Here is an 18529-nt window from a genome sequence, read left to right on the forward strand (position 1 = left end):
TGATGATTTTGGACTCTGCGGGTGACTTATCCTTATCTTGATAGTAGTATTTGAATCATTGCCTTGGAGAAAGGACCTTTTTCAAAGCTGCTAATAATTTTCAATTCTTCCAGTAAGGTGGAATCCTGATCGAGAAACTTCAATATTTTTTCTATATCATTCTTGAAGTACATATCATGAAATATTTTTTCTCCCAGATAGTTATGATCTTCTAAAACCTTTAGAAAAATAGAATCATAGAAGGCAAAGCGCTTTTTAAAAATGCCTTGAGAAGGCAACTTATTGTTCTTAATATTTTCGAGAATTAGCTGGCAGGCCTTTTCAGCATTTTTAAATGAATACCCTGACGAAGGTCTAACCCAACCTCCTGCTGTTCCTATTTTCGTTATTTGCTCTGTATTGTGTTTATGAAACGGGTAGTTACTCATCGGAATAACACCGGTTTCAATATTTCTTACATCATAATTTCCTACACCTAATATATCTTCAATATAATGCCGAATCATTTTATCATAATCCTCATCGTTAGCCAGTGTGGATGAAAAGAAGGTGTATTCAATGAGGGCTTCATTTTTAGAGATTGGCAAAACATACATGAAGCTTGTAGTTTCCGGCCATCTAACACTAAAATCCATCATGGTGAACGCATGGTCATTAAAAACCTCATTTTCGGTTTTAATTAACCAGCCTCTGAAGTGCTGAAGAATTCTAATGCTCCCGTCATTTTCATTAAAAAAAGCATCATTAATTCTACTATCAAAAATATGCTTTGCTAGAAATGTTTGGTCATCAGTTATTATCTCAACCGTATCGTGACAACTTATTCTTTCAACAGATGCATTAACAAATGCTATATTAGAAACACCTTCTAGTTCTTTTTTAGCAAAATTATAGAAGTTGATGGCCTCGATCATTTTGTAAGAATACTCGCCAAGGCTAACTTCAGTTTTTTGGTCCGATGCAATTACCTGACAATTATTCCAACTTTTGGTTATAATATCTTGCCATTTGCCTTCGCCTTTCTCCCAAAAACACCAGGTTTTGTCATTGGTTCTATGGTCTTCCTTTTCAATAACAAGTATTTTATGATCTTTAAAATAGGCATCCTTGCTGAGAGATAAAGCTAGCTGAAAACCTGCTGCGCCTGCACCTATTATAGCATAATCATAAATGGTAGAACCCATAGAAGTAAACAAAGAAAATTAGTTGTGCGGCATAAAGATGTAAAGAAAATGTGGAATCACCTTTAATTCTCAATTTCAGATAGATGACTTGTAGAATTAATGCCACTGCAAACCACCCAATGTAATTTTGTAATGGTGGATATCCCAAATGCCAGTACCAGAAGTCAAATATAGGGGCAGAATTTTCCAGAAATACGTCCAATACAAGCATTAAAAGTGTTGCAGTAATCACTCTCAGCAATTTATTGGTGAATATCTTTTGGGCTAATGCACCAGTTATAATCGTTAGTAAAGCCCAATTCATTCCAATAAGCAGCGGAACGCCTCCAACTTTTATCCCTAAATTATTACCATAATGATAGTCCCCAAAAATAAGTCCGTAATTTACCCCCAACCACTCTGAGAAGAATCCGATGGTAAACATTAAAAATAGACCCAATAGTACTTTTAAGTTGTCAACAGGAAAATAGACTACACTTAAAATGCATAGCAGAATGAGGTTGAAGTTAGTTTTACTGATGAACCATTCTTGATAACCTAAGGTAATGCCTATTATTCCGGCCAAATGCACTATCCATACAAAAGCCAATACCAGTGCTTTTGGCGTAACATATTTTGACCGATGGAGAATGTAATCAATCATGAGCAGTAATATTTTCTGTAGCTATTTTGGCAGATAACAGGCATAAAGGAATGCCGCCACCAGGATGAACTGAGCCCCCGCAGAAGTACAGGTTTTTATAATCTTTCGAGAAATTAGAGTGCCTTAAGAATGCCGAAAATTTGGAATTACTAGATGTGCCATATAATGACCCTAAGTGCGAGGCTGTCTTTGTCTCAATTTTTCTTGGGTCCAAAATTTCTTCTACAACAATATGATCTTCTATGCTGCATTTAAGTATCCTGTTAATTTTGTTAATTAGGTTTTTTCTGAGCTCTGCTATTAATGTATCCCAATTTTGACCAAAATTTCCCGGGGCATTAACCATAACAAACCAGTTTTCACAACCTTCAGGGGCATCTTTTTTCTCTTGCTTGGAAGTGATATTTATGTAAACCGTTGGGTCGTTATATAAGGTCTTATCGTTAAAAAGAGCGTTGAACTCTTCTTTATAATTATCGCTAAATAGAATATTATGCAGATCTAGATCTTGGAATGTTTTTCTAATGCCCCAATAGAAAATTACGGCAGAGCTGGATCGCTCCTGGTTTAATATTCTGGCAGGCTTTTTATTGGACTTAAGTAGTTTGCTGTAGGCAGTAAATACATCGGTATTGCTAACAACAATGTCGGCAAAGTAATCTCCCTTTTTAGTTTTAATGCCTTTGGCTTTAGAGGCTTCTGTAATGATTTCATTGACAGGCTCATTGAAATGAAATTCAATATTTTGCTCCACGGCAAGTTGATACAAGCTCTGTGAAATCTGATGCATTCCTCCTTTGGGCAGAAACGTGCCATAAAACATTTCCAGATGCGGAATCATTGACATGATACCGGGAGTTTTAAAAGGGGATGAACCGTTGTAAGTAGCGTACCTGTTAAAAAGCTGAACGAGATAGCGGTTATCAAAATACTTCTTGTTAACTCCATTGAGAGTATCATTCAAATGGAGTTTATAGGCTTGGGATAATGATTTTAGCGTTGTAAACGATAAATATGTACTCCATTTGTGTAATGATTTGTTCAGAAAGATATCAGCCGTTAAGTCATATTTTTCCTTATTGCGAGCTAAGTACTTTTTAATTCTGTTCTCTTCAACGTTAAATTGATCTGATGCCTTTTGAACAAACTCATCTTCGCTGGCTGGAACTGAGAATCGGGTGCCATCTTCCCAGAAGTAATTGCAAACCGTTTCTTTTTTTATGTAGTTAAAATAGTCTTTTGGATTCTTATCAAAGAGTAGAAACAACTCATCAACTAAATGAGGCATCGTGAATAATGATGGCCCCATATCGAAACGAAAATCACCTAACTGAAAAGCATGTAATTTGCCTCCGGCATGATTGGCTGCTTCAAAGACTTTAACAGAAAAGCCTGCTTTTTTCAGTCGTAAAGCCGATGCAAGTCCTGCAATGCCTGAGCCTATAATTAGTGCTGATTTCATCTAAGATTTTGTTCATAGATAAAACCACCAGATGAGTTAAATGTTTGTGTAAGTCGAGATTAGTGAGTTTCCCCTTCGAGTGCTGAAGGTTTTATTTCCCTCTTTTCGAATTTCTTCGGAGCATATAAAAACCCAAAAGCCTCAGCATCTTCTTTCGTCCGTACGATGTGGTGTATGTAGTGGGCTTTTATCATTCGGTTCAGATAACTGCTTCTGTTTTTTGGACGCCATTTTATTCTTTGATGCACAATAACATCATGAAATATAAAGTAGAATAACCCATAAAGAAAGATGCCTATTCCGGCAGCAGTAAGGTATGGATTAATGCCTAGTGAGAAGTATAATAAAAGAATACTTGGTATACTGAATACAAGAGCAAAAAGGTCGTTTCTTTCTAACGTATGGTTATGCTTTTTGTGGTGTGAACGATGCCAGCTCCACAAGAATCCATGCATAATATACTTGTGAGTAAACCATGCTACTCCTTCCATGAATAAGAAAGTGCCTATTGTTATTACCGCACAAATGATAATCGTAATCCAGTCCATTTTAATTAAATCTTTCTTCTAGCACCTTAAAACGATAGTCAAAGATAGCCTTTACCTTTTTGCCCACAAAGAGCCAGTTGGCTAACTGGCCTAACCAACCTAATGGTATGGCATAATTTACTTCATCTTCCATTTCCACACCGCCATCTACCTCTTTAAACCGATGCTGATGATGCCAAAGGGAATAAGGGCCAAAGCGCTGCTCATCTACAAAAAAGTGAGGTTCATTGACATGTGTTATTTCTGTTGTCCATGAAACTGGAACGCCAGGCACAGGTTGTAATTTATATCTTATAATCTGACCTGCATACATTTTTTCACTTCCTGAAATGTACTTTATGTCAAACCTCATGTGCGAAGGTGTAATGTCCTTCAGATTTCTCGGTGATGAGAAAAAGTCCCACGCCTCAGATATTGAGATGGGTAAAAACTGCTTTGTCTTTAAAGTGTAAACTTTCATTGTTGAAATAACAATGTAATCTCGAGTTGGTTTATTATTCCGCTTTTACACCTAAATAAAAATTCACCTCTAACTTTTCGTTTGGCTTCAATTCAATATCAATTATCTCTTCAGTAAAATCACTATTTGCATATCTGTTTTTGCATTTTATATCATACTTGCCAGACGGAAGTTTTAATTCAAAAAGGCCATTTAAATCTGAATCGGTTTCGAAAACATCTTTTTCAGTCCAGATTCTTGCATTAAATTCTGGGGTTGAATTGTCAACTGCTGAAATTACCTTACCGAAAACTACTGAAGAGTCTTGAAGAGTCTCGTCATAAGTTATTTCAATAATTTCTGTTCGACCATTGTAAATTACAGTTTGATTAATTTCATCTAATACGCACGAAGTGAAATTGATGCACGAACAAATGGCAATTAGCGCAAAGAGGTATTTTCGCATAGGTGAAAATAACTATACATTTTAATTAATGTCAATTATTACCCTTATACCTTATAATATTCCTCGCCATCATAGGAAAAATAAGGAAGTGGAAGGGAAGAACGAGGTACCAATACAGTCTGCCCCACAAGCCTAAAGGACGAAATGTGGCTTTTTGGAATAATATATTTTGTCCGTTCTCATTTCTTATTCTAAACTCTAACCATGCTTCACCCGGCAATCGCATTTCAGCATATAAAAGTAGCCTTTTTTGATTTTCATCAGCGAGGAGTACACGCCAGAAGTCTAGTGAATCACCCGGTTTTAAATCATTAGGACTTCTTCTTCCTCTACGAAGACCAACACCACCAACCAATAAGTCCATATATCCTCTGATTTTCCACATCCAGTTGCCAAAATACCAGCCTCTGTCACCACCAATTTCCCAGATGTTCTTTCTCACTTTATCTGGGTCTTCAGTGAATATTACCCTTCGAATATCGTGGAAGCAACCGTGGGAAGGCACGTCAATAAAATCAAGGAAATTCTTGTCCATTTTATCATTCTGGATGGCATCTTTCCAACTGGAAACCACATTTTTCTGGTTGATTTTGCTGAACGCCAGTTTTAGAGCCTCTTGATAATTGATTAGGTCAATTTTTATAACATCATTGATATTCCCATTCTTAACTACCACATCATGTCGCATGCTATCTACAAGGTTTCTGCCAAGGGTATAAGAAGTGGAAGTCACAAAATAGAGCCACAGCGAGGAGAGCCTCGGTGATAACACTGGAACAGAGATAATATACCTTCTGAGTTTACGCACTGCAGCAAACTGTAGTAGCATCTCTTTGTAGGTTAATATATCAGGCCCACCTATGTCATAGGTCTGGTCGTAAGTTTTTTCATTAAACAATACGCCCATTAAGTACTCTATTACATTTCGAATAGCCAAAGGCTGACATTTACTTTTTAGCCATTTAGGGGCAATCATCACGGGTAGTTTTTCAACTAAATCCCGAATGATTTCAAAAGATGCACTGCCTGAACCAATAATAATTGCAGCCCTAAGTACCGTTACAGGTACTCCCGAGCTTTTAAGCACTTCTTCTACATCTTTTCGTGATTGCAGGTGTTCGGATAGTTCCGCATCATTAGAAATCCCGCTTAGGTAAATGATCTGTTTGGCGTTAGTATTCTTTAATAGATCGGCAAAGTTTTGTGCAGTTTCCTGTTCCAATGCTGAAAAGCTGGCATAAGAATTACTAAGTGAATGCACCATATAATAGGCCGCATCAATTGGCATGGTAATTTTCTGTAGCGACTTTTTGTCCTGTAAATCTGCCTCTACAACAGTAACACTTTTGAGAAAATGTTCATCAAAATCTTCCCAGTCGAAACGCCTTTTATCTCTGACCAAACAGATTACATGATGACCATCGTTCACAAGTACAGGCAACAATCGCCTGCCAATGTAACCAGTTGAGCCTGTGAGTAAAATATTCATTTTCCGAGTGCTTCTTTAAATGTATCGAGGCAGCGTTCTCTGGCAAATTTATGATCTACAATAGGTTTTGGATAAGACAGCTCCTGAAATTCAGGAACCCATTTTTTAATATATTTTAACTCAGGATCAAACTTTTTAGTCTGCGATTCCGGGTTAAAGATTCTAAAATAGGGTTGTGCATCGGTGCCGGTTCCGGCAGCCCACTGCCAGCCGCCATTATTGGAAGCTAACTCGTAGTCCAGCAGTTTTCTGGCAAAGTAAGCTTCGCCCCATTTCCAATCGATTAACAGATGCTTGGTTAAGAAACTGGCTACTATCATACGCACTCTGTTATGCATATGGCCTGTTTGGTTTAATTCTCTCATACCCGCATCTACAATGGGATAACCTGTTTTACCTTCACACCATGCTTCAAATTCTTTTTCATCGTTACGCCAGTGCACACGATCGTACTTTGATTTGAAATTGTTATCGACCACTTTGGGAAAATGCCACAAAATCATTTGGTAAAACTCGCGCCAGATGAGTTCATTCAAATAAGTGCTGCTTTTCTCACGGGCCTTTTGAGCCAGCTTCCTGATGCTTATGGTTCCAAACCGTAAATGAATTCCTAGTCGTGAGGTTCCATTTTTATCAGGATAATCCCTGTCTTGTCCATAATTAGCGAGAATAGATTCTTTAACTGTTTTATCAGGTATGGGAATGTTACTTTCTTGAAAACCTATATCATTAAGAGAAGGGATAGAAGGAATATCACCTTCATAAAAATTTTCGAACTGTAAAGCCGATGTTACTGATTCTAAATGTGCTGAAGTGAGAGTTTTTAACCACAATTTGGAGTAGGGGGTAAACACCACATAGGGATCACCATCCTCCTTAACCACTTCATTTTTTTCAAATATCACATGATCTTTAAAAGAATGAAATTTAATGCCCTTGCTATCCAGCAAAGTAAAGAGTTCTTTGTCTCTTGATCGGGCATAGGGTTCGTAATCCCTGTTGGCGTAAATGGCCTGAATATCATACTGATCAATTAGTGATTTCCAGATGGATAAAGGGTTGCCATGTTTTACCAAAAGGCCACTGTTTTTTGACCTTAATTGGTCATTAATATCGGAAATTTCAGAATGGATGAAGTGCACGCGCGCATCATCTTTGTCTTCCAGTTTGTCTAGAATTTCCGAATCAAAAATAAAAAGGGGTAGTACAGGATGATCTCCTTTTAAAGCGTTGTATAATCCGATGTTATCATCCAGCCGTAGATCGCGCCTGAACCAGAAAATAGAAAGCTTTGGCTTACTCATGCACTTTTTTTCAATTCAGCTATTTTGGCTTCCAGCTCTTCTACTTCGCTCATTTTTTTAGCATAAAGCTTCAAATCTCCTGAACGTTGAATTTCCATGGCTTCCTTATAAAGCTTATTTGCTTGCTTTCTCAATTTCTTTGCCGGATCGGTCTTAAATAAATTAAACATAAGTTAGTTAGTATTTAAAACAATAACACCAGCGAAGTGGGAAGGTTTTAATTTGCAGGTATTTCGGAGCGGTTTTTTAAGTTCTCTGCAATCATCCTGAACCAAAACGTGTATTCGTCAGGGTTGGCATCAATATTTTCAAAAAGCTCTTTCATATCTACATACTTGTAGTCTTCAGCTTCCGCTTTGTTTAAATGTGGTTGCTGATCGGTAATGCAGGTAAATACATGATCATACTCATGCTCTGTAAGGTTGTTATCCAGTTTTGCTTTGTAGATAAATTTGTAAAGGTATTCCGGATCGGCATTTATGCCCAATTCTTCGATGAGCCTTCTTTTAGCAGCGGCCGCATTATCTTCTCCAGGTTTTGGGTGGGAGCAACATGCGTTGGTCCATAAACCACCAGAATGGTATTTGGACTGCGCTCTTTTTTGAAGCAGCATCTGGCCTTCGCTATTGTACACCAATACAGAAAATGCTCTATGAAGAACACCATTTAGGTGGGCTTCCATTTTTTCCATAGTGCCAACTTCATCGTCTTTCGGATTTACCAATACTACCTCTTCCATAGTGCTAGATGATGTTTAACCTGTGTCTCAAATATGTGTAAAATAATAACGAAAACTTTCTGGGGTTGGGTATTCTAATACGTTTGTGTAATACTCTTGATGCATGCGTGTTTTTAATTTTCTTAAACAGCGCATAGTAATAGACATAGGCAAGGTACACTCCAAAGCGGGATGACTTAGGGAGTTTTTTAATTCCTTCGAGACCCTGTTGGAAATCCTGTTCAATATCTTTCTCTATTTCTTTTTTCTCTACTTCATCAAAATGCACCAAAGAAACACCTGGGAAGTAGGTTCTTCCCATCTCAAGAAAATCATCATTCAAATCTCTTAGAAAGTTAATTTTTTGGAAAGCAGAGCCTAATTTCATGGCATACGGTCTTAATTTATCGTACTCAGCCTGATCGCCATAGCAAAATACTTTGAGGCACATGAGGCCTACCACTTCTGCAGAACCCAGAATGTATTCTTCATAAGAGCTTTGTGAATGCTCAACTTTAGTGAGATCCATTTCCATGCTATACAAAAACTGATCGATCAACTCTAGGTTGATGTTGTAATCATTAACAGCATGCTGAAAGCTATTAAGAATAGGGTTGAGGCTGATACCTTCTTTGATTGCCAAGTGAGTTTCCCCTTTAAAACGCTCAAGCAATTCTGCCTTATTAAAATCGTGGAACGTATCTACAATTTCATCAGCAAACCGAACAAAGCCATAAATAGCGCAAATAGGGTCTCTGAGCTCTTTATCCAGACAGCTTATTCCTAGTGAAAAGGAAGTGCTGTAAGCTCTGGTAACCATTCGGCTGCTTCGGATAGACACGTTGTCGAATAATTCTTTCATTCTATCGATTTTAATATTTCTTTAGCAGTCACCTGACCTGAAATGAGCGAAGGCGGAACCCCCGGACCCGGAACAGTGAGCTGACCTGTATAATACAATCTTTTTACCTTTTTGTTTACAATAGAAGGCTTTAATATGGCAGTTTGTTTAAGAGTATTAGCCAAACCGTATGCATTTCCTTTAAAACTATTGTAGTCATTAATAAAATCTTTATGAGCGTAACTACGCTGATATACAACATGTTCCCTGATCGATTGGCCCGTGAGGCGCTCCATCCGATCCATCACCATGCTGTAATATTTTTTTCTTTCTTCTTCTGTATCTTTTAGATCAGGAGCTACTGGAATGAGAATGAAAATATTCTCTTTACCCTTGGGTGCTACAGTTTCATCTGTCTTTGAAGGGCAGCACACATAAAATAGTGGCTTAGAAGGCCATTGCGGTTCATCGTAAATTTCTTCTGCATGGGTGTCGAATGACTCATCGAAAAATAAATTATGATGTCTGAGCTTCTCCAGCTCTTTGTCAATACCTAAATAAAAGATCAAACTTGAAGGTGCCATAGCTCTTGAGTCCCAATACTTTTCATCATACTTACGATATTTGGGCTCAAGCAGATTTTGCTCCACATGATGATAGTCAGCGCCACCTACCACATAATCATATTCTTCTAACCTGCCGTTTACGACAATCCCTTTAACTGCACCATTCTCAACTTCAATTTTTCCAACGGTTGTTGAAGTTTTAATTGTTACACCTTGTTCTATTGCCACCTTCTCCATGCCTTCCACAATTTTATTCATTCCGCCTTGAGGGTACCAGGTACCCAAGCTTATGTCGGCATAATTCATTAGGCTATAAAGTGCGGGAGTATCCTGAGGCTTGGCACCAAGAAACAGCACAGGGAATTCCAATAGCTGTATCAGTTTAGGGTGCGAAAAGTATTTTCTAATGTATTTGGAGATGGACTGAAATACGTGAAGTTTAAACACTCCTATGGCTAATCGTACATCCAGAAACTCAGTAATAGACCTACCTGGTTTGTAAACAAGATCATTAATGCCTACTTCATATTTGTAGGCTGCCTCTTCTAAAAATTGTTTGAGTCTGGCACTGCTACCAGATTCAATAGAATCGAAAAGGCGATACATTTCGTCCATAGAAGCGGGAATGTCTACACCTATTTTATCTTCGAAAAAAACCTGATAGGAGGGGTCTAGGCGTTCAAGCCTGTAAAAGTCTTCTACTTTGTGACCGAACTCTTGAAAAAACGATTCAAAAACATCGGGCATCCAATACCAACTTGGGCCCATATCAAAAGTAAAACCATCGGCAGAAAACTTTCTGGCTCTTCCACCGATGGTCTCATTTTTTTCATATATGGTGACTTCACAGCCACCTTTGGCCAGGAAACTTGCGGCTGATAATCCAGCGAAACCTGAACCAATAACTGCTATTTTTTTCTTCATAGTGCTTATCGCGAATAAGCTACTAATTTTTTCTGTATTTCTTTTCTTGCATGAAAGATTCTATTCTTCACAGTACCGATCGGAATATCTAACTCCTCGGCTATCTCGTGGTATTTGAAACCTTCTGTGTGCATTTGAAATGGCACGAGTAAATCTTCCTTCACTTCATTTACACATCTTTGAATGTCCTTGTATTCGTATGTGCCGTCAGGTGTGTTAAATGTGTAATTGTCAGCTACATTCAGATAATACAACTCAGGAGTATCATCAGTAGTAGTTTTAGCTCGTTGTGCCTTTCTATACTTATTAATGAATGTATTACGCATGATAGTAAAAAGCCATCCTTTCAAATTTGTATTGGCTTTAAACTTATCGCGATAGGTTAATGCCTTTAATACAGTATCCTGCACTAAATCCTCAGATTCCATTTTGTCAGTAGTGAATCGTCTGGTAAATAACTCAAGGGTGCTTTTGAGTGAGGCAATTTGGTGATTGAATTCTACAGCAGTCATAATGTTTAATGTTTTTGTTAAAACGTTAAACAAATATACTAAGATGATTGACTTATGCAATATTTTGTTTAATAATATTCGTCTATCATTAAACAGAAAATATCTATTATGTAAGATTTACAGCAAAGAATTTAATTCTTCGGGGTTTCGGAAGGTTTGAATAGATTCTGGAAGAATATTTTTACGATCTATTAAAGGTTTGCCGGCAATAAGTATTTTCTTATCGCTAAATGTTTCGTGAAGTACTGCCAGGTATTTTTCTAATTCTTTTTCATCGCCAACATACGAAATGGCACTTATCAAAATATCAGCTTTTACTTTCTCAACAGATTTCTTTAAATCGGGTAAGGGTACATTTTGGCCCAGATAATACGTTTTGTATCCTTTTTTCTTTACCAGGTAATGGAAGAATAGTAAGCCGATTTCGTGCATTTCATTTTCAGGTAGAAATAATAATGCAGTCTGGTTTTTTTCTGTATGATCATGATCTAACCCGTCTATGGCCACAATAATTTTTTGCCTGATAAGGTTGGAGATAAAGTGTTCTTGCGCTGGATTAATATTATTGGATAGCCACAATATGCCTATTTTTCTCAAAAATGGGTATATGATGTCATTCATCGTGTTTTCAAAGCCAAACTTAATAATTGCCTGAGAGAGCATTCGGTGAAACTTAGATTCATCCATTTCCACCATACTAATGGTGAATTGATCGATAAACAATTCATGCTCAGGCTGCTGTTCGTTGGTGAGCTCTGTTACCTTGTCTAATAATTCCGGCTGAGAGAGGTTAGCGATTTTTGAAATTTTGTACCCCTGATTGTACAAAATGGATACATTCAATATCTGCTTTAAATCCTCATCGCTGTAGAGGCGAATGTTTGTAGAAGTACGTTGAGGCTGAATTAAATTATGGCGCTTCTCCCATATTCTTATGGTATGAGCCTTAATGCCTGTAAGAGCCTCAAGCTCTTTAATTGAATACTTTCCCATGCGCTTCTTTGCTAACTTATTCAGTATAACAAATAGATACTCACAATGTTATGAAAATTTAAGAACCTCTCATAAACCATTTATTCTTCGGCCTTATTTGGTAATTTTAACTATGCGAAATCTGGCTGTTACAAACGCAACAATTTCTAAAGTAAAGAATGGTCTTTCTATTGAAAAGCCTGATTTATTGGCCGTTGAAGAACCTCTGGAAATTAGAGTTGGTTTTGGCGACACACTGCGAAAGGAGAAGAAAGTAGCAGTAACAATGCGCACGCCCGGTCACGATTTTGAGCTGGCATTGGGATTTTTATTTACCGAAGGTTTAATTCAGCCTAAAGATGTAGTGAGCATTAAACATTGCCAACAGGTAAAGCCGGAGGAAGAAGGTAATGTGGTTCGTGTAGAACTCAAACCAGATGCGAATATTGAGCTGGAAGGGTTGGAGAGAAATTTTTATACCACCTCGAGCTGTGGAGTTTGCGGCAAAGCTTCTATTGAATCGATACATCAAAAATGTGCGCCTTTGGTCTCAGATTTAATTATTGATGAACATATCATTCACGCATCACCGAATGTATTGAGAGAAGCACAAAATGTTTTTGAGCACACGGGCGGCTTGCATGCCGTAGGTTTATTCGACTCTTCTGGTAAGTTAATTTTATTACGAGAAGATATAGGCAGGCACAATGCCTTTGATAAGTTGGTAGGTGCGGCACTCAATGCAGGAATAGATTCGTCAGAACATTTTGTTTTAGTGAGCGGCCGGGCAAGTTTTGAATTAGTTCAAAAATCAGTAATGGCCGGTATTCCAATCATGGCAGCTGTGGGCGCTCCATCTAGCCTTGCTGTTGATTTAGCTGAAAAATCGAATCTCACATTGCTGGGGTTTGTAAGAAATAATAGTTTTAATGTTTACACTGGGGCGCAAAGAGTTCAAAGCTCTAAGTTGAAAGTTAAAAGTTGATGTACTATCAACATTGTAATTGAACCTAAGAACTTAGAACTTAGAACTTTAAACTGACAGGAAATGAAATTAAGAATTCAGGGAAATACATTGCGATTGCGTTTGAGTAAGACCGAAGTGGATACGTTTGCGCAGAACGGGTTGGTAAAAGAACATACCGAATTTGGTGATACTTCGCTTACCTATTTGCTGGAGTCTACCGATAAAAAAAATGTAACAGCCACGTTTGAAATGAATGTGATTCGAATAGGTGTACCTGAATCCATAAAAACTCAATGGACAACAACTGTGCAGGTTGGTTTCGATGCCATTGTAAAATTTGGTAAGCAGAAACTAGAGGTATTGGTAGAAAAGGATTTTCAGTGCCTGGTGCCGAGGAAGGAGGATGAATCTGACCTTTACGTTAATCCGAGGGCTTGATAGTTGATAGTTCTAAGTTTAAAGTTCTAAGTTGTTAGTTGACTAAAGAACTTTGAACCTAGAACTTAGAACAAGACCAACACCAACACAATACCAGATTGGTGAATGACGAATATCGAACTTACAATTTTGAACTTTGAATTAATACCATGAGCAAAGCACAACCACCGGAAGAGCATACAGGAATTAAATTGAAAGAGCCAAAGAAAGAGGCAGGCGGTTTATCTGCCGTAGTTTCTTCTATGAAGCATGTATATGGTGAGGTGGGTGTAGTGGAAGGCACCAAAGTAATGCTGCGTGTGAATCAGATGGATGGATTTGATTGCCCAGGTTGTGCGTGGCCCGATCCTGACCAAAAGCGAGCGGTTGTTGAGTTTTGTGAGAATGGCGCCAAGGCTGTGGCTGAAGAAGCAACTACTGAGCGAGTGGATGCTAAATTCTTTAAAAAGTATTCTGTGGAGGAAATGGCCAGCTGGTCAGATTATGAGCTAGGGAAGAGTGGGCGCATAACGGATCCTATGATTTTAAAACCGGGTGCTACACATTATGAACCCATTTCATGGAATGATGCCTTTGCAACTATTGGCAATCAGCTGAATCAATTAAGCTCACCGGATGAAGCCATCTTTTACACATCAGGACGAACGAGCAATGAAGCGGCCTTTTTATATCAATTGTTTGTGCGCCAGTTTGGTACGAATAACCTGCCCGATTGCTCCAATATGTGCCATGAGAGCAGCGGCTCAGCACTCACTGAGACGGTAGGCATTGGCAAAGGCTCCGTAACGCTGGACGATTTTTATAATACAGAAGTGATTATGATTTTGGGGCAAAACCCCGGCACCAATCATCCAAGAATGCTGACTGCTTTGCAAGAAGCCAAACGCAATGGTGCGAAAATCATCACAGTGAATCCACTTTCTGAAGCTGGACTGAACGGTTTCAGACATCCGCAAAACCCGGGAGATTTAATAGGCGAGGCCACGCAGCTCACCGATATATTTTTACAAGTAAGAGTAAATGGCGATGTGCCCTTGCTAAAGGCCATTATGAAAATGCTGTTGGATAAGGAGAATGAAAATCCGGGAACCGTATTCGATCAAGCGTTTATTAAAGACAAAACTGCTGGTTTCGAGGATTTTCTTACCGATCTGCAGCAATATGATGTGGATGAACTGATTGCAGAAACTAGTGTAGACAAAAAAGATATTGAGGAGGCCGTGGCATTGCTGGCTTCCAAAAAGAAAATTATCGCTTGTTGGGCCATGGGTTTGACTCAGCATAAAAATGCTGTCGATAACATCCGTGAGGTTGTTAACCTCCTGCTGCTGAAAGGCAGCATCGGCAAGCCCGGGGCAGGAACGTGCCCGGTTAGAGGACACAGCAACGTGCAGGGAGATAGAACCGTAGGCATTTGGGAGAAGTTAAAACCTGAGTTTGGGCAAAAGCTGAAAGAGGTTTTTGATTTTGAGCCACCCACCAAAACAGGTTACGATGTGGTGGAGGCAATTGGAGCGATGAAAGAGGGCAAAGCCAAATTCTTTTTTGCCATGGGCGGCAATTTTATTTCTGCCACACCGGATACCGAACTCACCGCCAAAGCCCTGCAGCAATGCGACATGACAGTGCACGTATCTACCAAATTAAACCGCAGCCACTTGATACATGGCAAAACTGCTTTGATCTTACCTTGTTTAGGCCGTACTGAACGCGATGTGCAAAACGGCAAAAAACAGTTTGTAACGGTAGAAAACTCCACAGGGGTAGTGCACCAATCCAATGGTAATAAAACACCTGCTTCTGATACCCTATTAAGTGAGCCTAAGATTGTGGCTGAGCTGGCCAAAGCCACGTTGAAGAACTCTAAAACCAATTGGGATGAGTTGGTAAATGATTACGATAACATCCGTGAGGTAATAGAAAAGACCATTCCTGGATTTGATGATTACAATGCCCGTGTACGAAAGCCCGGTGGCTTTTACCTGCCCAATGGTGCCAGAGTGGGGGACTTTAAAACCAACACCGAAAAGGCCAATTTTACCATTAACAATTTGCCTGACCACAAACTACAAGAGGGCGAGTACATTATGATGACCATTCGCAGCCACGACCAGTACAATACCACTATTTACGGCCTGCACGACCGTTACCGTGGCATTTACAATGAGCGCAGGGTAGTACTCATGAACCCCGATGATATGGAAGTGGCCGGACTGAAGAAGCTACAGGAAGTAAACCTGACCAGTAATTATGATGGTGTAGAGCGAGTGGCTAAAAAGTTTTTAGTAGTGCCGTATAACATCCCCAGAAAGTGCCTGGGCACCTATTTTCCCGAAGCCAATGTGCTAATACCTTACAATAAGTTTGCTCATACTAGCCAAACGCCTATAAGTAAGAGTGTGGTGGTGAGGGTGATGTAGCGGTTAATGTTCAAAGAAATCAGACTTTTAGCTCTGCTTTCCTATCCGCTAAGACCTAGGTTTGTTGTGCAAAATCAATTTCAAATTAGAATTTATCCCATGATTGTGCTTAGTTAATGCTGTTAAAGTATACTTATTTCCTTTTTCCAAATTTATATCCCACAGCCAGCATATATGCTTGGAAATCCCCATTGGAGTTAATGTCATAATTTGTTATTGTATTATCAGAATTAATATTATCGTATTGTATATTGATGTTTTGATTTAACCCATAGAATGATCGTATATAGAATCCTAGCGAAAAGTTATTGAAAATTTCATAATCTATTCCTAAACCTAATTCAACCAATCCAAAAGATTTTTTCGGCTCATCTCCGATTGTTTTAAACTCATTAGTTGATGAAAATATGAATCCACTTTGAGAATGATTAATTAAAATGGAGCTCCCTACTACTAGTGTAAAATATAATCTGTCTGATAAAATATTATTCCTATAAATTATTCGTAAAGGGATTTGAATTTTATTAATTCCAATAATTAAGTTAGTCGTGTCTGGAGAATTTGAATAGAAATCAGCCCCGTAATACTTACTGTACAAACCTGTTTCAAGATGGAAGTTATGTTTCACTTCGTATGATGCACTTATACCGTGGAATGCATGGTTATTGTCTGAAATTCTAACATTATTTTGAGGGTTTACTAATTCGTAATTCGTGTGAGCTACACCTATTTCATATTTTACTAGCATTCTTTTTTGGGCCATTAGCTCATCCAATGTTCCCAATGTTATGACTACTGAAATTATAATTAATCGGTTCATAATCTTCACAATGTTTACTACAACTAGCATTATAAATATGAATTAGAAAACACTAGCCTTCCTTCTCGCTCATGGGAATATAGTTGTTTGAAATCTTTATTTGTGTTGGAATTTCTATCCCAAATGAAAATACCTCGATAGATAAAATCAATTTCAGTCATAGCACGTTTTCAACTCATTTATTTCCACATTATATTTGATATTCGACCTTCAATTACTGTTTGGTTATCTCGAATAATTTCAATTCGAAAGCTATATTTACGCTTATTGTCAACGGGTCTGTTATTGGTCCTTATTTTTATACCACTATCAATTCTTGGGTAGTTAAATGTTCTATAGATACTCATTTGATCCAAAGGGAAATATTCCTGTCCGGTGCTTGAAGCATATTCATATGTTGATATTTCGAATAGACTCGTTATTGAGCTATTCATAGGAATTGATTCACTAAAAATAGAATCAGGAATTATTTTGATTTCAGTTATTTTAAACTTTTCAATTTCTCCGTTGTTATCGCAACTACACGCAAATGCAGAATTCATAAGTAAAGATTGCCCTATTTTCGAACAATTATCCGAAAGCCAAAAAGTTGAATCTGGCCTTATTATGATATTAAATGCTTCATCTGATTCTATTACTTCTTCAAATATTAATTTAACAGACTTATAATCAAAAAATGGCTCAACAGGTTCAGAACAATCACAACAAGCTTGAATTGTAACTATTAAGCTATAGATAATGAAAATTGTAAGTATCTTATTTACCATATAATGTCTCTTTGCAATTAATGAAGGGGACATTCAACTAACACGCTAATATGCGTTACAACCTAAGACCTTTCAATAATTGGACAATAAGTGCTGTTATATTTAATATCGAGGACTAATGTATTAAATTTTGTCTTGGTATTATTATAAAATAGAGTTGAAGTGAAGTAACAAATATTTAACCAGTTGACAACTAATGGTTTAGCTAACAAATGAAATTGGAGGCTTTTGGGCTAGAGGAGGAGTGAGTTGGGAGATTGTGGATTAAGCCTGCAGAGACATTCTATTTTAGTTGTCATGCCGGACCTGATCCGGCATCTCATTGTCAGGTGGGTGAACTGCTAGTTGGCGGTGTGGGAGTCTCCAAATTAAAGATTGCTTCAGTCGCTAAACTCCTTCGCAATGACGAAATAAAAATAGCACGTCATTCCGCAATGAAATGGAGGAATCTTTGCCATAAAGAAAGATGAACTACTTGTTTCACTGGATAAGATTTCTCCTCCGCCATTAGGCAGATACGGAATGAAGATTATTATTGAGTTACTCTAATTAATCTGGCATAGTTACCTGCATGATGAACGAATGTTTGTATTCATCTTTAATTTTAAAGCCCAGGTTATTATAAAGGCGTTGGGCCGGGTTATTCTTAAGCACACTCAATTGCACGTTTTTACCCAACGAGAATGCTTTTGAAATAACAGTTTGTACCACCTGTTTTCCAATACCTTTACCTTGCAATTCAGGAGTAATTTGAATCTGGATGATTTCAAAATAATCTACATACTCTCGGCTCTTCAGCATGCCGATTTGTTTGCCATCAAGCAGAATGATTTGAGCATTTTCGAATTCATACTCTAACCCTTTACGGTGATTTTCTGCACTTAATTCAAAACCAGCTTTTGCCAGGTGAGTATTCATGGTATCCTCCCTCAATTTAAGGAGATAACCCATGTCTGATGTAAGTGCTTTTCTGAAGGTTAGGTTCAAATCTTTTTTGGCTAAAGTAGTTAAAAAAGGGATTGCGGAGCAAGCCGGCAATGACATTCTAT

The 18529-nt window shown here is 38.1% G+C and carries 20 protein-coding genes; 3 read left to right on the forward strand and 17 right to left on the reverse strand.

All coding sequences use genetic code 11. The annotated features are described in order from the left end of the window. Window positions 1-32: 32 nt before the first annotated feature. The 14 genes from JR347_RS10455 to JR347_RS10520 form a co-directional block, all read right to left on the reverse strand. On the reverse strand, window positions 33-1184 hold the full coding sequence (locus tag JR347_RS10455; protein ID WP_205720550.1) for a lycopene cyclase family protein: 1152 nt from the start codon (window positions 1182-1184) through the stop codon (window positions 33-35). Beyond that, window positions 1165-1827, reverse strand: coding sequence for a carotenoid biosynthesis protein (locus JR347_RS10460; RefSeq protein WP_205720551.1), 663 nt, complete (start codon window positions 1825-1827; stop codon window positions 1165-1167). Before JR347_RS10460 ends, JR347_RS10455 begins: the two co-directional genes overlap by 20 nt. Then, a complete protein-coding gene (gene crtD / locus JR347_RS10465) occupies window positions 1820-3289 on the reverse strand; it encodes a 1-hydroxycarotenoid 3,4-desaturase CrtD (RefSeq protein ID WP_205720552.1) in 1470 nt (489 codons plus the stop codon). Before crtD ends, JR347_RS10460 begins: the two co-directional genes overlap by 8 nt. A 59-nt stretch (window positions 3290-3348) precedes the next feature. After that, window positions 3349-3837: a sterol desaturase family protein gene (locus JR347_RS10470; RefSeq protein ID WP_235689637.1), complete on the reverse strand. Its 489-nt coding sequence runs from the start codon at window positions 3835-3837 to the stop codon at window positions 3349-3351. A 1-nt stretch (window position 3838) separates the two neighbouring features. Beyond that, window positions 3839-4297 carry an SRPBCC family protein gene (locus JR347_RS10475; RefSeq protein ID WP_205720553.1) on the reverse strand — a complete coding sequence of 153 codons (459 nt, stop codon included), beginning with the start codon at window positions 4295-4297 and terminating at the stop codon, window positions 3839-3841. Between the two features lie 34 nt (window positions 4298-4331). After that, entirely contained in the window at window positions 4332-4742 is a 411-nt protein-coding gene (locus JR347_RS10480) for a hypothetical protein (protein ID WP_205720554.1), read from the reverse strand. A 31-nt stretch (window positions 4743-4773) separates the two neighbouring features. Further along, window positions 4774-6231: an SDR family oxidoreductase gene (locus JR347_RS10485; RefSeq protein WP_205720555.1), complete on the reverse strand. Its 1458-nt coding sequence runs from the start codon at window positions 6229-6231 to the stop codon at window positions 4774-4776. Further along, on the reverse strand, window positions 6228-7535 hold the full coding sequence (locus tag JR347_RS10490) for a cryptochrome/photolyase family protein (RefSeq protein ID WP_205720556.1): 1308 nt from the start codon (window positions 7533-7535) through the stop codon (window positions 6228-6230). The genes JR347_RS10485 and JR347_RS10490 overlap by 4 nt, the downstream gene beginning before the upstream one ends. Beyond that, window positions 7532-7705, reverse strand: a complete 174-nt coding sequence (locus JR347_RS10495) for a DUF6435 family protein (protein WP_205720557.1) — start codon at window positions 7703-7705, stop codon at window positions 7532-7534. Before JR347_RS10495 ends, JR347_RS10490 begins: the two co-directional genes overlap by 4 nt. A 47-nt stretch (window positions 7706-7752) precedes the next feature. After that, the gene (idi, locus tag JR347_RS10500; protein ID WP_205720558.1) at window positions 7753-8274 is read right to left on the reverse strand and encodes an isopentenyl-diphosphate Delta-isomerase; all 522 of its coding nucleotides are present in this window, start codon (window positions 8272-8274) and stop codon (window positions 7753-7755) included. Between the two features lie 4 nt (window positions 8275-8278). After that, a complete protein-coding gene (locus tag JR347_RS10505) occupies window positions 8279-9115 on the reverse strand; it encodes a phytoene/squalene synthase family protein (protein WP_205720559.1) in 837 nt (278 codons plus the stop codon). Beyond that, window positions 9112-10584 carry a phytoene desaturase family protein gene (locus JR347_RS10510; RefSeq protein ID WP_205720560.1) on the reverse strand — a complete coding sequence of 491 codons (1473 nt, stop codon included), beginning with the start codon at window positions 10582-10584 and terminating at the stop codon, window positions 9112-9114. Before JR347_RS10510 ends, JR347_RS10505 begins: the two co-directional genes overlap by 4 nt. Window positions 10585-10589: 5 nt before the next feature. Further along, window positions 10590-11096 carry an RNA polymerase sigma factor gene (locus JR347_RS10515; protein WP_205720561.1) on the reverse strand — a complete coding sequence of 169 codons (507 nt, stop codon included), beginning with the start codon at window positions 11094-11096 and terminating at the stop codon, window positions 10590-10592. Between the two features lie 117 nt (window positions 11097-11213). Beyond that, window positions 11214-12089, reverse strand: coding sequence for a MerR family transcriptional regulator (locus JR347_RS10520; protein ID WP_205720562.1), 876 nt, complete (start codon window positions 12087-12089; stop codon window positions 11214-11216). Between the two features lie 112 nt (window positions 12090-12201). On the opposite strand from JR347_RS10520, the gene fdhD reads away from it, so the two are divergent. The 3 genes from fdhD to JR347_RS10535 all read left to right on the forward strand — a co-directional run bounded on the left by fdhD (window position 12202) and on the right by JR347_RS10535 (window position 15893). Then, the gene (gene fdhD / locus JR347_RS10525; RefSeq protein WP_205720563.1) at window positions 12202-13053 is read left to right on the forward strand and encodes a formate dehydrogenase accessory sulfurtransferase FdhD; all 852 of its coding nucleotides are present in this window, start codon (window positions 12202-12204) and stop codon (window positions 13051-13053) included. A gap of 63 nt (window positions 13054-13116) precedes the next feature. Continuing rightward, window positions 13117-13473, forward strand: coding sequence for a DUF7009 family protein (locus tag JR347_RS10530; protein ID WP_205720564.1), 357 nt, complete (start codon window positions 13117-13119; stop codon window positions 13471-13473). A 149-nt stretch (window positions 13474-13622) separates the two neighbouring features. Next, a complete protein-coding gene (locus JR347_RS10535; RefSeq protein WP_205720565.1) occupies window positions 13623-15893 on the forward strand; it encodes an FdhF/YdeP family oxidoreductase in 2271 nt (756 codons plus the stop codon). A gap of 133 nt (window positions 15894-16026) precedes the next feature. Here JR347_RS10535 and JR347_RS10540 read toward each other — a convergent pair whose 3' ends face one another. From JR347_RS10540 to JR347_RS10550, 3 genes are all read right to left on the reverse strand, one after another. Further along, window positions 16027-16743, reverse strand: coding sequence for a porin family protein (locus JR347_RS10540; RefSeq protein ID WP_205720566.1), 717 nt, complete (start codon window positions 16741-16743; stop codon window positions 16027-16029). Between the two features lie 149 nt (window positions 16744-16892). Next, complete coding sequence (locus JR347_RS10545; RefSeq protein WP_205720567.1) at window positions 16893-17480, reverse strand: hypothetical protein; 588 nt, start codon at window positions 17478-17480, stop codon at window positions 16893-16895. A 549-nt stretch (window positions 17481-18029) separates the two neighbouring features. Continuing rightward, window positions 18030-18524 (reverse strand): GNAT family N-acetyltransferase, encoded by a 495-nt coding sequence (locus JR347_RS10550; RefSeq protein WP_205720568.1) that lies wholly within the window; start codon window positions 18522-18524, stop codon window positions 18030-18032. Window positions 18525-18529: the final 5 nt, after the last annotated feature.

It is taken from the genome of Fulvivirga lutea, from assembly GCF_017068455.1.
Taxonomy (GTDB): domain Bacteria; phylum Bacteroidota; class Bacteroidia; order Cytophagales; family Cyclobacteriaceae; genus Fulvivirga; species Fulvivirga lutea.